The following is a 15817-nucleotide window of genomic DNA, read 5'->3' on the forward strand; positions in this document are numbered from 1 at the left end:
GTATGTAGTATTATTTAATCAAGACGTTGGTACACAAACACAACGTACATAACGGGGGCTTAGCTCAGCTGGGAGAGCGCTTGCATGGCATGCAAGAGGTCGTCGGTTCGATCCCGATAGTCTCCATCCAAAACACCACTTCAATTGAAATGGTGTTTTTTATTGTTTATAGAAAAGCTTTATTTAAATCTTAATGTTGATTTTGCAAAGACACACACCTTTCTGTTTCAAATGAAATAAGCTAATAAAAAACAGAAGGGATCGCCAACATGGAGAATAACCACGATCATGAAATCATTGATACTGTTATTTCTTTCTTAGACGTCTTTACCATTATTCTTGTGGAGGATAACCCTATTGTCGGAATCGTCCTTGTCGCTCTTATGAAAACCGTTACGAAAGATCGGATTTTGAGGATTTTGTTAATCCTGTTAGTGATTGTTTTAAGTGTGACTTTGCAAGATGAATAATTAACTATGTGTTCTTGTTTCAAGAACACACAAACTAACTGTTTTTCCTCATTTGAATTCATTGTACATCCCAACAGACTGAGCGCCGCGTGCAGTTCCCCCTCATATGAACAACCTGAAAATTCCCATGATTTTTTCACTTTCTTGAACCATCAACCTTATGTTATCATTTTTTACTGTGTGAATAGTGTTAAAGGCAGGAAGGTGATTGAATTGAATTCCAACTCTCTTCATGGGAAGTATACATCGATGATCAACCCCACATTAGAAAACCTCGTCCTTACTTAAACATCATATTATAAATTTCATTCATCATTCTTTTTAATGTTCAAGAACCAATTGTGAATATATGCTTTTCTTACTTTCCCTTATAGGCACCAAAAAGTTCCTATCTTACTTTTTAGTGCCTATATTACTTAAAAGTGCGTTCTTTTCTCTTGGACTCATATGTCTCATAATAACATTTGCCAGTTGATTTCCACTATATTCTTTTATTCACGAGTCATATGACTTATATAGTTTGCAAGAAAATCATGAGGAGGACTATTTATAATGGGAAAACATTTACAAGATATAACAACTTTGAATAACGGTGTGAAAATGCCTTGGTTTGGTCTCGGGGTATTTAAAGTAGAAGAAGGTCCCAAGTTAATCAATGCCGTAAAATCAGCGATTAAACATGGTTATCGCAGCATTGATACGGCCGCCATTTATGAAAATGAAGAAGGTGTGGGTCAAGCCATTCGTGAAGCGATCGAAGAAACGGGCATCTCCCGAGAAGATCTGTTTGTGACATCAAAAGTGTGGAATGCTGATTTAGGCTATGAATCTACCATCACGGCCTATGAAACAAGCTTAGCTAAACTTGGCTTGGACTACTTGGATTTATATCTGATCCACTGGCCTGTTGAAGGAAAATATAAAGAAGCATGGAGAGCACTGGAAACTCTTTATAAAGAAGGTCGCGTCAAGGCGATTGGGGTAAGCAACTTCCAAATCCATCATCTTGAAGATTTGATGAAGGACGCGGAAATCAAACCAGTGATCAATCAGGTTGAGTATCATCCACGTTTAACCCAAAAAGAACTACAGGCATTTTGCCAAAAGCATGACATTCAGCTGGAAGCCTGGTCTCCATTGATGCAAGGCCAATTGCTGGAGAATGATGTTTTACAAGAAATCGCCCATCAATACGGCAAATCCGTTGCCCAAGTCATTTTACGCTGGGACTTGCAAAACGGCGTCGTCACCATTCCAAAATCGACAAAAGAGCATCGAATCATCGAAAACTCAAGCATCTTCGATTTTGAATTAACGCAAGAAGATATGGAGCGCATTGATGGACTAAATGAAAACCTTCGAGTTGGTCCAGATCCGGATAATTTTGATTTTTAATCTATTGTTCTATAAAAGGCGTAAATAATAGGCCATGGGCGTTTGCCCACGGCCTATTATTCATTTGGATTCCTATAACGGATATAATCGTAATTGGAAGTCGGAACGCTTTTCGTTACGTTTCCTTCTTTATCTTTATAGATTTCATATTCCCGATACGTTTCCACAATATAACCATCGACTTCTTCTTGCTCAACCAGCTTTTCTTCTAATTCAAAGTTCGCAGGCTGATGCGGCTCTGATGACTGTTCTTCCACTTCGGCTATGGCCAGTTCACTGTCTTCCTCTTGTTCGGCCAGCGATACAGGATTCGTTTCATCCAACACTTGCCGGGAAGACGAATCGGCATACCACGCGACAATGAATATCAGCACTAAAAAAGCCGGGATGACATACTTTTTTAATTGAACGCTCATTCGTCTATTCCTTTCTCCTTTTTATTCCCCATTAGCAGATAATCCTTAATGGCTTGTTCACATTAACATTTTATGTACCATCCATCCATTACATGTTCGTTCTTCATCATTTGTGGAACCTCTTTTCTAAAAGATGATGGCTTTTGGATCAAAAAAAGGAGGCCTGCCTGCGGCCCAAAAATCACAACATGAATGAAAACAGCCATTTTGAAAGAATCCCATGTTAAAATGGTAAAAACGAAAGAACGGGTGGTTTGCGATGAAAAGATGGGTATCAGCAAGTGAAAAGCGCAGTTTCTTAACATGGTTTTTACAACATCACCGACTGAAACGTATTGAAGCACGAAAAGTCCTTGAATCGATTTTGAACAATCCTCACATTTTAGAGAAGGTTTCGTTTACAGAGAAAATTAAACTGAACGAGAAAACGATTGTCATTTCTAGCGTCAATTCAGATGAACCCGGGTTTGAATTTTACTATAACCAGCGAAAAACGAGTGATCCGTCACGGGCATTGGGCGAGCTGACAGGCAATCCGTCCGAAAAAGTGAACCTCATCCTTCATTTTTACGGAAAAATGCTCAATCATCGCTACTTGCAGCTGATCGAGATACCGGCATCCGACAATATCAAACAGTACGAACAATATGAACGGCAGTCGAAAGCGGCCGATGCGGTCATTGAAAAACTCACCTTAAAAAAAGAGAAAGAAAATATAAAGAAGCAAATTGACGAAGCTCTCGATCAGAGAGACGAACAGCTATTCAAACAATTGGCAGCGAAACTGAGCGAACTGGAAAAAAGACTGTTGAGATAGGTTGAAAACGCTATACTCAGAGTCTGACTAAAGGCTTTAACCGTATCGGTAACCCGCTAAGACCTAAACTTGCCCCCCCCCCCAATAATAAGAGGTATTTGCATTGTCGGTATGACTACTATGCAAATACCTCTATTCGGGATTTTTACTTATTTGTTATAATTTCTTGAGGTACTCCAAAGCAAATCCGATGTTAAAAAGGCTCCAACCGGGGGCAGCGTAGTGGTGTTTATCGGAGGACCGGTAAGTACGGTATTAGTTGTAGCAATCCAATTTCCCCTCTCACCTGCCTGCAAAGAAGGCGGCTTCATCATAAACCGTCCGCTTAAATTTAAATGGCGAACTCTAATGCCTGCATCATCAAAAATTTGTAATTGGCCAGCAAATGATGCATAAGGTGTTTCAAACCTTAATTGTTTCGTATTTTCATCCCAGTATCCATTCATGGGAATGGGTGTGCCCCGAAAATTGGCAGTACCTATTACTCTGTTACCTGAAACCGAGTCGATCGTAAGTACCCCCCTTACAATCGGTCTTCCTGCAATCTCAGTACTAAGCCCCCAGCGCGTTGGAAAAGGTAAACTAAGCCGATTAGTTTGAGCATTCTGCAAAACAATTCCTCCCTATAAGGTGTTTTATGCCTAATAGAAAGTATATGCAGCTCATAATGAATTGGGGATTAACTAACTTTAACCGTATTTATATCTTTTTAACAAATTCAGATTTTAATTGCATAGCTCCAAAGCCGTCAATTTTGCAATCAATATCATGGTCTCCTTCAACCAAACGTATATTTTTGACTTTCGTACCGATTTTTACAACGGATGAGCTTCCTTTTACTTTTAAATCTTTGATGACTGTTACGGAATCACCATCGTTTAAGACGTTTCCGTTTGCATCTCTCACTATCTTTTTATCCTCACTATTTTCAGCTTCTGATTCTAAATTCCATTCATGAGCGCATTCCGGACAAACGAAAAGATTCCCGTCCTCATAAGTGTATTCTGAATTACATTTTGGGCAATTTGGCAAATTAGACATAATGTCATTTCCTCCATTCGTTATGGTTCATTCTAACATATAAAAATGACTTTCCATTTCCTTTGTACAGCTTCGCAAGAATAGCCATTAAGCACTCCTTACTTCATCATTAATGTTTGTTGTATCTCTTCAACCAATTTTCCAGCGCCTTCCGGACTTAAGATCACCTTCCCATTGACGAAAGACAGATTTCGTTCGGATACTTCTCCGGTTACTTGACAGACTCTATAAGGCTTGTACTTTTTCAAAATAATGAGCTCCTCATCAACAAAAATTTCTAATGGATCTTTCTTCTCAATGTCTAATATGCGGCGAAGCTCCTTTGGAAGCACAACCCGGCCTAATTCATCCATTTTTCGAACGATACCTGTTGATTTCACTTCTATCCCTCTTTCCATCTTTAACATTAAACCTATCTTAGTGAATAGGAAAAATATCAGTTCATACAATGTAGTTATGTTAATGAGCGGCTTCTGTAATCGTGAAGAGCGAACTGAAAGGAATAAAAATCCTTTGTTAATATTGCGATTTCTTTTCTCGCCTCTTCTATCGTTTCAAAGTCAATGTATATAGAAAGCCTTGTTAAATAGCGGTCTAATTCATTATTTAATTCAATTATAAAATCGGGATCATTATGTTTCTCAATGAAGTATGTAAAAAGGAATTTTCCTGTTACCCCGCTATGAAGTGAAAAACCAGCACTGTACCACAAAAGCCTCTGCGCAGCTTGCCATCATATTTTTTAACCGAGTCGGAGAAAAAAGATTCGGGTTACATATAGTTTATTTTTCCATTTCATAACATCAATATATTTGAATATTTGAATATAGAAATTAAGAATTTACCCATTTTCTTTCATAATGTCAAAGGAAATTTTTTATAGAATAAGGCAGATTTGGCCTCTTCCTCTTTCACTAAGAAAAAAGATTATGTATTCATTCATTGTTATGAAAAGAAAGATTCTATAGGCAAAGAAGTGTCTACTAAATTAAAAAACTGATTTAATGAAATGCCCCGTCACCAAATCCCAATTTTACTGGATATCTGCGACGGGGCATTTCTTGAGAGGGACTGAAAGGGCAATAGCCCTTTCAGTCCCTCTCAAGCATTATATTTTTAATCATCAAAAAAAGTTGATAAAATACAGGTGTATGAATACGGGATGACAGATTAAGAATAAAACGCCCGTATGGATCATGATAAAGAAAGAAGATGAACATATGTCTGTAAATACACATGAAAAACGACTAAGTGACATTTCGTTTTCCGTCCTAGACCTTGCGCCGATCATCGTCGGCGGAACTCCGTCTGATTCTTTGCGCAACACGCTTGACCTTGCACGCCATGCCGAAAAATGGGGATACAACCGTTATTGGCTGGCTGAACATCATAATATGCCAGGTATCGCAAGCTCAGCGACATCTGTCGTCATCGGCCATGTGGCAGCCGGTACATCGACAATTCGTGTAGGCTCCGGCGGAATTATGCTGCCGAATCACGCCCCGCTTGTTATTGCCGAACAGTTCGGAACGCTTGAATCGCTGTTCCCTGGCCGTATCGACCTTGGACTCGGCCGTGCACCTGGAACTGACCAAATTACGGCACATGCTTTGAGACGTGATCGCAGAAGCGACGGCCATGACTTTCCGGAACAGCTGGCTGAACTGCGTGCTTACTTTAAGCCTGCTTCAGAATCAGGAAACATGCGTGTAAGAGCCATTCCAGGCGAAGGACTGAACATTCCGATTTGGCTGTTGGGCTCAAGCAGTTTCAGCGCCCAGCTCGCTGGCCAGCTCGGTTTGCCATTTGCCTTTGCGAGCCATTTTTCACCTGAAAATACGCTGCCGGCTTTAGACGTATATCGCCGCCATTTCCGCCCTTCCGAAGTGCTGGATGAACCGTATGCAATGGTCGGCTTGAACGTGATCGCCGCCGATACGGACGAAGAAGCGCAGCGGCTCGCCACTTCCATGCAGCAGCAATTCCTGAACTTGATCCGCAATACCCCAGGACCGCTCAAGCCGCCTGTAGATAACATGGACAAACTTTGGAGCGACTATGAAAAAGCCGTTGTAGACCGCCAGCTCGGCTCCTCTATCATCGGCGGCCCAGAGACAGTAAAACAAAAGCTGCAAGCATTTTTGGATGAGACTCAAGCAAACGAAATGATGGTCAACGCCCAAATTTTCAATCATCAAGCGCGCCTTCGTTCCTTTGAAATTGTCGCTGAGGTAACGAAATAGAAAAAACAATGAGGCTGTCCCATAAGTCTCTAATCAAACACAAAAACCGATTTTTACTGAAAGGCCCCGCCACATAATCCCTTGGTTTTACTGGATTTTCATGACGGGGCCTTTCAGGAGAATGAGTCAAAAGGGTTTCTTTCTCCCCTTTTGATCCATCCTCTCGTTTCAACTGTTCTTTTATTATGATTCTTTCTTTTCTAAAGGAATGCTTGTTCACTAATCAGTTTGCAGGCTTTTTAATGCATCGGCAAATCGTAAAATGCCTTCCCCGATTAAACCGGCTTCTCCCCTGCCGAATGTAAAGCGGACATACCCTTTTTTCGAGCCGAACACGCTTCCCGGAACGAAAGCGACTCCTTTTTTCATCGATTCTTCAAGCAAACGAAACTCATTAACGGAAGCTTTTAGTTTGCACCACATATGAATTCCACCTTCTGGAACAAGAAACTCAATTTCGTCAGCCAACACTTCATGAAGACTTGACGTTAGTTCGTCCCTTCGCTGTTTGAGCTGTTTTCGAAGCATCCCGATATGTGTGTGAAAATAGTCGGAATCCAAAAATTGATGGGCCACCCATTGAGGAAACACACTATGCCCAAAATCGACTTGCTGCTTGGCATCCGCCAATCGTTCAATGACCTGCGCCGGACCAATGACCCACCCGATTCGAAGCCCTGATGCGACGATTTTAGATAGGGAGCTAATGTATAAAACATTGCCGTTTTGATCCATTGATTTTAACGTTGGATTGACGATTCCATTGAAGGAGATCAAACTATAAGGATCATCTTCTACAATCGGAATGCCAAACTCCGACGATAATTCGAGAATTCGCTTACGACGTTCCAGGTGAAGAATCGTTCCTGATGGATTTTGATGGTCAGGATTCAAAAAGATCATACGAATCCGATGCTTTTTATGTAAAGCGATCAAATCATCCGGATTGATGCCGTGTTGATCAACAGGCAAAAGAAAGGTTTTCAGCCCTGCTGACTGAAAAATCGGCAAGGAAAAACAATAAGACGGATCTTCAATTGCCACCGCATCACCCGGTTTTAGCAAACACTGAACGATGAGATGGAGAGCCTGTTGGGCACCAGATGTGATAAGAATAGAAGAATGACCCGTATCAATTTTTTTATATTCCTTCACATGCGACGAGATCTTTTCTCGTAAAAGCTCATTTCCTTGCGGGTGGTCATAGCCAAGGTGGCCAGTAAACAATTCCTCTGAAAGAATCGAACGGAACGGATCGAGCGGAAACAAATCTGGCGCCAATTCACCGCTCGCCAAATTAATCAACTCGCGCTTCTGCGTTTCTGTGCGAATTCGCTGAACTAAAGGCAGATTAGGCAAAAACGAGCCGTCTTCGACGTAACGGCCCCAGTTTGGGATACGTTTATGGGAGATTCCCCATATATCTGTACTGATGCGTGTTCCACTCCCCTTCTTCCTTTCTACAATCCCTAGCGACAGCAACTCCTCATAGGCGGCTACGACCGTGCTGCGATTCACTTGCAGCTCCCTTGCCAAAGCACGCTCAGAAGGCAGCATGCTGTCGGGCAAAAAAATCCCTGAAGATATTCCTTGCTCAATATAATCCGCAATTTGCTTGTAAATAGGCTTTTTATCCGTACGATCCGGTTTCCATTCCATTGTCATTCATCCTTGCCATGAATTATTGAACGAAAGGCTTATGCTGCCCGTGGGCAAGTAACAACCCTTTCTTTTGAACTACCCACCACTTACTCGCTGAAGTGGAGGATTCCTACAAACTCCATTCGATCGAACAGATATTTAGTAATAGCAATAGGTAAGATTTTGATGTAATCGCCATCTTTTCCCCTGCTCCACACCCAACGTGCGACTTTCACCGCATTAGGCGTTCCATCTTATTCTTTTAGACTAAAGCAACCAAATTACAAACTTTACGAAAATGGTTTAGTTTCTTCAATTGTTTTCCGTCCAATTGAAGGATCTTCCTATATCGGTCAATCGTCTCTTCATCTGTAGCATGGATTAATTTATGAGCATTTTTGTGAACTATTACAAGATTACTGAATTCATCCGTTCCTCCCATGTGACGTGGTACTTTGTGGTGACAGTGTGATTCTTCTGAGGATAGAAATTTTCCTGTCACTGCACATTTTCCTAATTGCATTGAATATCTTGAAATTCTGTTGTCTGCGTATTCTAAATTGTTTGTTTCATGAGTTCCACGTAACATCTTATTGATTTCAACTGCAATCTCAACTTTGAGTTTCTGGTGAAGTTTCAGCCTTCCTTCTTTTGTATAGTCACATATGTCCTGACTAAAGTTTATGGCATTTCTTGTTTCGATGTCTGCTAAAGGAAATAAGTGGATACCACTAATCTCAAAGGTTTTAAAGTTATTCTTGTGAAGTCGTTTATATGTTTCGCTTGGTTTAATTGGTATCCCGTATTTCCCAATTGATTTAAGACGATTGTGCAGGGTTTTAGAAAGACGATAGGCAATGTCGGTAAAATCTATGTTTACATGCGTTGCGATTCTGTAATAGTTTTTGACCCCGAGAATAAATGCGTTATAATGATTAATAGCCTGAACAGTTGGATTCCTTTGGATATTAGAAATCAAATTTCTAGCTTGTTCATGAATGGATTTTTTCTTTTTATCCATTACATGAGTATTGGCTACAAATTTATTTCGCTTTTTTACTGCTTTAAGAGAGAACCCTAGAAAATCCGATTGTCTTTTTCTTAGATTAGTGATGTTTGATTTCTCAGGTGATATATCAAGGCTTAATTGATTCTTCAAGTATCCTTTGACAGCGTGGTAAATCTTTATGGCAGATTTATGTGAATCTGTGAAAACTTTAAAATCATCTGCATATCTAACAATATACATCTGTTTTAGGTCAGTTTGTTTCATTCTTTTGACTTTGTGGTCCTGCCTGTAATATTGGTATTTTGTTTTAAAGTTTTCCCATTGATTTGAAATCCACCAGTCTAAGTCATTAAGTACAATATTCGAAAGCAGTGGAGATAGGATTCCTCCCTGTGGTGTTCCCTTTGTTGGAATTCCTATTCCCTGAACAGGTGCTTTGAGTATTTTTGAAATTATTGCTATTACTCTTTTGTCCTTTATTCCGATATTGTATATCTGCTTTAATAATTTTGTGTGATTTACATTATCAAAGAAACCCTGTATATCAATATCTACAACATGGTGACATTCCGTATGATTCACTAGGAATTGACATCTAGCCATTGCATGATGAGTGCTTCTGTTGGGTCTGAACCCATATGAATGATTATAGAATTTGGCTTCACAGATAGGTTCCAATACTTGTTTAAACATCTGTTGAATGAGTCTATCCCTCATGGTCGGAATACCTAGTGGACGCTTCTTTCCATTTGGCTTTGGTATTTCGACCCTTCTAACTGTCTGAGGTTTGTAATTTACTAATGTTGCTCTTATTTCTTCGATAAATTCATCAACGTTTTCCATTTTATATTGATCTATTGTGATACCGTCTGTTCCTGCTGTTTTTGAACCCGTGTTGGCTTTGATGTTTCTGTATGCTAGAAGAATATTATCTTTTGATATGATATGTTCATATAAATTTTGGCCTTTGGTAGCGTTGTTTTTACTTCTATCATAAAGGTCATCAAATAAATTTTGCATATTATAATATTCCGCATGGCGTAAGGTTGTACTCACCGATGGATTGTTTCCCCTTTCAAAGAAAAGTCCCATCATCTTACTCGACCCTGTGAGTTCCATTTGGTTGATTTAGTTTTCAAAGAACAAGACTTGGGACTATCCCTCCACGTTCATTACATGCTTCATTGGTACTGTGTCCCTGCTTTCACAAGAATAAAGTCACTTCGGCTTATAGCCTTATAGACACCATCCCGATAGTAGTCGTTTATATTTAAATGTTTCTTGCTTACAGCGTTCCAATTAACCTAGCTCTGCATATATCCGTAGGTGCTTGCTTTGAGCCTGTCAAAGTTATATCCTCATTGTTGGATATACCGAATTTCCTCTTAGCCAATCGTACTTTTCGGTATTTGACCCTGCAGTAGCAGTTTATGTCTTTCGAGCATAATCGGGGTTTAGACCCGTACCTTCGCAAGTTCGTCAGATTTAACCATCATTCTCACCATAGATATTTTGTAGCCCCCCGACCTATCATAAACCATATTCTAGCGAACTTAGGTTTACTTCAGCCGACTTCACCTAGCTTCATACAATTATAGACTACTATCTGTAATCGCATGTAGGAGTCTTAGGTAACTCGTTTCAGCTCAACATGACGACTTTCATTCCGAGTTTCGGTTAATCAGTTATGATTACTTTTGAGAGTAATCCTCCTATTTCGTGATTATACACTTATAAGGAAACGCTTCGCACGGCTATCCCCGTAGTTCCTACGGTTAGAAGCCTTATCGCTTCATTTTTTAGATTTCGTCCTGCGTTAAGTTCTCGATCATGATGTGTGCCGCAAGAAGGACAATCCCATTCACGAAGATTCAGATTCTTAACGTCTTTGTTTTGGGTGATACGGAATTTATAGGCTTTGTTGACAAGCATGACATTCATCTCACTCCGACAAGAACATTCATTCCCATTATACCATCATGAGGAAATTTTTGGATACCGCCAACCGACATTCATCTCCCGCCTACTCATTGGGCTTCGTCCTCCCCATTCCTTGAGGTGGGAGTCTTCTGTCGAGAAATGATAAAAAGGCTATAAAACGGCAATGGCATACCAGGCAAGCGCGATAAGTGAACCTAAAAGAACGACCGCATAAATAGCCGTTAAATTGATGGTATTCCGCTTCGTCGACTTACCGTAGTTCGCCTCCACGTTTCTTGCCACGAAAATCGTACCAATAAGTGAAATCATGCCAATCATAATGACTAATATAAGTGCAATTTTCATACGTCTTCTCTCCCTAGCAAACTAATTTTTTATTCAAAAGAACAAAGATAAGATATACGGCACCAAGATACTAGCCAGTAATCCTGTTACAATCATCGTCACTGACGCAATCGTCGTCCCTTCTTCGCTTTCTTTCATCATTTGTGTAACCCCGATGATATGGGAGGCACACCCAAGCCCTACACCCTTTCCTACCATGCTTGTAATGCGAAAAAGCTTTAACAAAATCGGCCCTAAGGCGCCGCCCACTATTCCGGCAACCATCACAAAAACAGCTGTCAACGACGGAATGCCGCCGATTTGATCAGCCAATGACACCGCAATCGGCATGGTAGTCAACTGGGGAATGGAAGTTAATATCAGTTCCTTATCCATACTAAGCATATTTCCGATGGATATGTTCACGATCATTAAGATGATGATGCCTGCTGCCGCTCCCATGACGATCGAGGCGAAATTATTCATTAGAATATGTCTTTGTTTAAACAATGGGATCGCTAAAGCAACGATGGCCGGACCGAGAAGCTCCGAAATCCATTTCCCTCCATTGTTTATGTAATCATCATGAGACATGCCAAAAATAATAAGTAAACAAATCATACTTGCTGTAGCGGTCAATACCGGTAACGTAAAGGGAAAAGGAAACCTGCTGTATACCTTTACTGCTAATAAATACAAAACAATGGTAATCACAATCCAAACCATCTTTACTTCCCGTCCAATCGTACACGCTTTTCTTTCGCCGAAGCAAAGCGATGGCTTACATAGGATGCAACGACGAGCGTGATGAAGGTACTTAAAATAACGGTCACAAGTATGACACTTCCTTTTCCAAACAGAAAAGAACCATAATCCATGACCCCTGTCGTAGATGGAATCACAAATAACGGGAGAAAAACCAATAATTTTTCCGCACTTAACTCAAACCATCTCACCGGTACAACACCGGAGTAAAGGAGAATAAACAGAAGCAGCATTCCTATTAAACTGCCTGGAATGGATAAATGAAGGGCCTTCTGAAGCACTTCTCCTATCCAGCTAAATACATATAACACTCCAACTTGAAGTGTAAACGCCAACCATTTCAACGAAAAACCTCCACACATTTATTAAATTTATCGTAAATCCCTCCCGCCTTCCAGCGGTTCGATCATCACCAAAACATTCTTATAATCATGCCTTTTCTTTCTATCATAAGGAACATCGAGAAAAAAGGACCATCCAATTTCACCATATTTCTACCATCCACTTTAGGAACGGCAAGCGGCACTTCCTGTTTTACCTTATCGGAATGCAAAATGCAGAGTCAATAAAGAAGGCACGAGGTTGAAAGCGTGATAAAGGAAACTTCCATTATTGCGGGTCTTACTGCCCTTAATACAGGATAAAGTTCGTAATTTTTTTCTATAAATCACATAATTATACATATTTTATAAAATATATGTGATAAAATAACTAGTAGTTTTATAGTTATTTATTACCACTAAAAGGGGGCATGTACCATGGAGAAACCGTTACAAAAACCACCATACTATGACGGAAGTGGTTCCTTGTATCCGAAAGAAGAAAAAAATACGTTAAATCGTCCAAAGCAATTCGTCATCACACCAGAGATGCGGAAAAATTTAAGCGGCAATCCTTATATCACATCTAAATAAAGGAAGCCAACAACGTAAACAGCCCCACTCATGAGAGAAGGGCTGTTTGTATTTAAACAGATTGTTTCTTCTTTACTTTTTCATCCGTTAATATATTTTTCATCTTCTGTTTTTTTCCTTAATACAGAATCAAAAGACCATAATCGGCTTCCGTTGACGGCAAAGTAAATGGACACTGCAAGGAGCACTAAATCCAATTCATATCCTGCTGCTTGACCATTCCCCATAAATCCGGCAGATAGTTTAACTGTGAATATGGCACCAAGCATGACGATTGCAAATAAAACAGCAACAATTCGTGTTCCAAGTCCTAAAATCATGGCTATACCACCAGCCAATTCAATAATTGCTACTACATATGCAAGGAAACCTGGAATACCGATACTATCGAACCACCCAGCAGCATTGTTGATACCGCCCTGGAACTTAGAAAGGCCGTGCAAGAAAAACGTAATACCTAAGATTAAACGTAACAGGAGGGAGCTTCCCTCATACTTCATATTCATATTTGATTTCTCCTTTTTATTAAAATTGTAAACAAAGATAGCTTAATATCCCATACTCATACGTGCGATGAATGACTTTTGCATCCTCCATGAGCTAAAAACAAAGATGGCATCATTTTTTACTACCTCCTTTAGTCAATTTCTTTATTACTTACTTTTCGTAACTTAGTTTATTATAATAAATTAATATCGTCAAGTTAATAATTAATCAAACATAAATTACATTCAATTGTAACTTTTTGATATAATATCAGCATAGTGAGGTGTTATTATGGAGCAAGCGTCACTTTGTCCAAGATTTGAAAAAGGCATGCAGTTAATCAGCAAGCGTTGGACTGGATTAATCATTTATCAATTACTATCCGGGCAGCAGCGATTTTGTGCCATTCAATCCGCTCTTCCTGTAAGCGGAAGACTGTTATCAGAAAGACTGAAGGAACTTGAGGAAGAAGGAATTGTCAACCGCCATGTGTATCCCGAAGTTCCCATTCGTGTCGAATATTCTTTAACAGATAAAGGAATGGCCTTAGAGCCTGTTATCAGAGAGCTTGAAAAATGGTCGCAAACCTGGATATAGAAATCCACATAAATAAAGGGAGATGTATGTTTTCTATACATCTCCCTTTATTTACGCATAAGCAAGAGGAAAGCTTCTTTATAAGTTCTTCCCTCCTGCTTATATGAAATCATTTGTAAATCGATTCAAGCTGGAAGAATGGAAAGTCATAAATCAGTATCAAAAGTTATAATAATATTAAAGAGTTAACATAGATTCATATATTCACTCTTTACATAAAAAGCTTTCGAGTTGAATATGTTTGGAAGGCTTTTTTATGACCAATATATGAGGAATCGTTGGGCAGCCATCACAATATTCAAGAAAAATCAACGCGTTTAATAATTGTATATATAGGGTAATATGAACTATAATTAGGAGTAGTTCATATTACTTAATGGAGGTGTCTGAATGATTTGTGATGAAGAAATGGCGTTATTTATTAAGGAATTTGGTCATTTATTAGATCAATATCAAAAATGTGAAGAAGGAAAATTAAAGAAAGCTATTTATGAAGATATCCTTTTATTAGGATCTGTCATTGATTTTGATATTAACAACGAATAAGCCACTTTTGCAGTATAAAAACCGTTTATATCTGCAAAAGCGGCTTATTTCATTTCGGTGTTTCCACATTAACTTCGCGCTCCATAATATTCTTCCGATCAATCATTCTTGAGCATTCTTCTAACGACTTGTTAACATATGGAGTGTTATCAATGTGTTAATCAACATTTGGTTATCATTAAAGGACGTTCACTTTAGCTTTCTGCTTCAATGAATCCTGTGATCGTTGAGTTTATTCCACACCTCTTCATGGTTCGGGACTTGTACCCTTCTATGCTTGCTTCATTCAAAAGCCCCTGAATTTTATACAATTTGATTTTTTCCATACATGCAAAACGATAGTTGACAACACATCGCATATAGGTGTAAATTACATATATAAGAAAAAGGGAAAAGTTTCTATTATGTCTTCGAATACAAAATCAACCTACAGGCTATTGTGTTAAAGCAATATCAGAAAATATTGGGTTATTCTTCACCATGTACACTCAGTTATTTATCTTCTTTTCAGTCGATATAAATCGGGGAAAATTGGAACAAAAAGACAAAAATATATATTACTAGCTGAAACAACAGCTGTTTTATATAAAAAGACCATAGTAGAGGGAGGATATAAAAAATGGCTACACAAGTTGCTAAAAAATCTGGAGTGAACAAAGCAGTCAATCAAACCGCTAAAAAATCTGAAGTAAACAAAGTGGACAATCCAGTTGCTAAAGCATTTCGAATGGATGATTCCATGAATATGTTCAACATTTTATTGGATAGTTGGCTAAACAGTGCTAAATTAGCACAAGCTTATCAACGTAAAATGGAAAATTTCGCTCTTGAAGTAATTGTAGGTCAAAATGATCTATGGGTACAAGCAAATGAAAATCTAGGAAAAATAGAAAATGAAATCAATCAATCTATGATTGGTACTAAATCTTATTTCCTCGAAAGTCTTAAAAGTTTGAATCTAGTATCCATTTCTAATAACGTTGAAGAATGGAGTAAGCTAGTTGAAGAAGTAGCGAAGCATCTGCAACAATTGTACGGAACACCTGGCAAGGCTGCCAGCAACCTGATAGAAAAATATTTGGATCAAGTGGAATACACATTAAAAGCAGCTATTCAGCAGCAACAAGAGATGCGTAACGAGACTCAAGCTTTACTGGAGAATTTTATAGATCAGGTCAAGGAAGCTAATAAACGCTATATATGATATCGCAA

At 39.1% G+C, this 15817-nt stretch carries 19 protein-coding genes and 1 tRNA gene; 9 read left to right on the forward strand and 11 right to left on the reverse strand.

Annotated elements, in window-relative coordinates:
* The first annotated feature begins 53 nt into the window (after positions 1–53).
* The 3 genes from BK575_RS15975 to BK575_RS15985 all read left to right on the forward strand — a co-directional run bounded on the left by BK575_RS15975 (position 54) and on the right by BK575_RS15985 (position 1865).
* A tRNA-Ala gene (locus BK575_RS15975) sits at positions 54–126 on the forward strand.
* A 143-nt stretch (positions 127–269) separates the two neighbouring features.
* Positions 270–470 (forward strand): hypothetical protein, encoded by a 201-nt coding sequence (locus BK575_RS15980; RefSeq protein ID WP_078411518.1) that lies wholly within the window; start codon positions 270–272, stop codon positions 468–470.
* A gap of 552 nt (positions 471–1022) precedes the next feature.
* Positions 1023–1865 (forward strand): aldo/keto reductase, encoded by an 843-nt coding sequence (locus tag BK575_RS15985; RefSeq protein ID WP_078411520.1) that lies wholly within the window; start codon positions 1023–1025, stop codon positions 1863–1865.
* 56 nt (positions 1866–1921) lie between these two features.
* Here the strand turns inward: BK575_RS15985 and BK575_RS15990 are convergent, their stop codons facing one another.
* Positions 1922–2281, reverse strand: coding sequence for a hypothetical protein (locus BK575_RS15990; RefSeq protein ID WP_078411522.1), 360 nt, complete (start codon positions 2279–2281; stop codon positions 1922–1924).
* 259 nt (positions 2282–2540) lie between these two features.
* Here BK575_RS15990 and BK575_RS15995 point away from each other — a divergent pair, with 259 nt between their 5' ends.
* The gene (locus tag BK575_RS15995) at positions 2541–3098 is read left to right on the forward strand and encodes a YpiB family protein (protein WP_078411524.1); all 558 of its coding nucleotides are present in this window, start codon (positions 2541–2543) and stop codon (positions 3096–3098) included.
* 149 nt (positions 3099–3247) lie between these two features.
* Here the strand turns inward: BK575_RS15995 and BK575_RS16000 are convergent, their stop codons facing one another.
* From BK575_RS16000 to BK575_RS16010, 3 genes are all read right to left on the reverse strand, one after another.
* Complete coding sequence (locus BK575_RS16000; protein ID WP_078411526.1) at positions 3248–3709, reverse strand: hypothetical protein; 462 nt, start codon at positions 3707–3709, stop codon at positions 3248–3250.
* Between the two features lie 88 nt (positions 3710–3797).
* Positions 3798–4139, reverse strand: a complete 342-nt coding sequence (locus BK575_RS16005) for a zinc ribbon domain-containing protein YjdM (protein ID WP_078411528.1) — start codon at positions 4137–4139, stop codon at positions 3798–3800.
* 98 nt (positions 4140–4237) lie between these two features.
* Entirely contained in the window at positions 4238–4519 is a 282-nt protein-coding gene (locus BK575_RS16010; protein ID WP_078411531.1) for an AbrB/MazE/SpoVT family DNA-binding domain-containing protein, read from the reverse strand.
* A gap of 840 nt (positions 4520–5359) precedes the next feature.
* On the opposite strand from BK575_RS16010, the gene BK575_RS16020 reads away from it, so the two are divergent.
* Entirely contained in the window at positions 5360–6382 is a 1023-nt protein-coding gene (locus BK575_RS16020) for an LLM class flavin-dependent oxidoreductase (protein ID WP_078411535.1), read from the forward strand.
* A 219-nt stretch (positions 6383–6601) separates the two neighbouring features.
* Here the strand turns inward: BK575_RS16020 and pdxR are convergent, their stop codons facing one another.
* From pdxR to BK575_RS16050, 6 genes are all read right to left on the reverse strand, one after another.
* Complete coding sequence (gene pdxR, locus BK575_RS16025) at positions 6602–8041, reverse strand: MocR-like pyridoxine biosynthesis transcription factor PdxR (protein ID WP_078411537.1); 1440 nt, start codon at positions 8039–8041, stop codon at positions 6602–6604.
* A gap of 244 nt (positions 8042–8285) precedes the next feature.
* Positions 8286–10088 (reverse strand): group II intron reverse transcriptase/maturase, encoded by a 1803-nt coding sequence (ltrA, locus tag BK575_RS16030; protein ID WP_078414826.1) that lies wholly within the window; start codon positions 10086–10088, stop codon positions 8286–8288.
* Positions 10089–10763: 675 nt separating this feature from the next.
* Entirely contained in the window at positions 10764–10973 is a 210-nt protein-coding gene (locus BK575_RS29120; protein ID WP_456238399.1) for a zinc ribbon domain-containing protein, read from the reverse strand.
* Between the two features lie 150 nt (positions 10974–11123).
* Positions 11124–11318, reverse strand: a complete 195-nt coding sequence (locus tag BK575_RS16040) for a hypothetical protein (protein ID WP_078411541.1) — start codon at positions 11316–11318, stop codon at positions 11124–11126.
* Positions 11319–11351: 33 nt separating this feature from the next.
* Positions 11352–12023 (reverse strand): LrgB family protein, encoded by a 672-nt coding sequence (locus BK575_RS16045; protein ID WP_078411543.1) that lies wholly within the window; start codon positions 12021–12023, stop codon positions 11352–11354.
* A 2-nt stretch (positions 12024–12025) separates the two neighbouring features.
* A complete protein-coding gene (locus BK575_RS16050; RefSeq protein ID WP_078411545.1) occupies positions 12026–12406 on the reverse strand; it encodes a CidA/LrgA family holin-like protein in 381 nt (126 codons plus the stop codon).
* Positions 12407–12820: 414 nt separating this feature from the next.
* Here BK575_RS16050 and BK575_RS28695 point away from each other — a divergent pair, with 414 nt between their 5' ends.
* Entirely contained in the window at positions 12821–12976 is a 156-nt protein-coding gene (locus BK575_RS28695; protein WP_169907849.1) for a hypothetical protein, read from the forward strand.
* An 80-nt stretch (positions 12977–13056) separates the two neighbouring features.
* Here BK575_RS28695 and BK575_RS16055 read toward each other — a convergent pair whose 3' ends face one another.
* Complete coding sequence (locus tag BK575_RS16055; protein WP_078411547.1) at positions 13057–13482, reverse strand: DoxX family protein; 426 nt, start codon at positions 13480–13482, stop codon at positions 13057–13059.
* A 271-nt stretch (positions 13483–13753) separates the two neighbouring features.
* On the opposite strand from BK575_RS16055, the gene BK575_RS16060 reads away from it, so the two are divergent.
* From BK575_RS16060 to BK575_RS16065, 3 genes are all read left to right on the forward strand, one after another.
* Positions 13754–14059 (forward strand): winged helix-turn-helix transcriptional regulator, encoded by a 306-nt coding sequence (locus BK575_RS16060; protein ID WP_078411549.1) that lies wholly within the window; start codon positions 13754–13756, stop codon positions 14057–14059.
* 390 nt (positions 14060–14449) lie between these two features.
* A complete protein-coding gene (locus tag BK575_RS28700) occupies positions 14450–14605 on the forward strand; it encodes a hypothetical protein (protein WP_169907851.1) in 156 nt (51 codons plus the stop codon).
* 619 nt (positions 14606–15224) lie between these two features.
* Positions 15225–15809: a hypothetical protein gene (locus BK575_RS16065; RefSeq protein ID WP_078411551.1), complete on the forward strand. Its 585-nt coding sequence runs from the start codon at positions 15225–15227 to the stop codon at positions 15807–15809.
* The last annotated feature ends 8 nt before the right edge of the window (positions 15810–15817 follow it).

Origin of the sequence: Priestia abyssalis (assembly GCF_002019595.1) — a bacterium.
GTDB classification, from domain to species: Bacteria; Bacillota; Bacilli; order Bacillales; family Bacillaceae_H; genus Bacillus_BA; species Bacillus_BA abyssalis.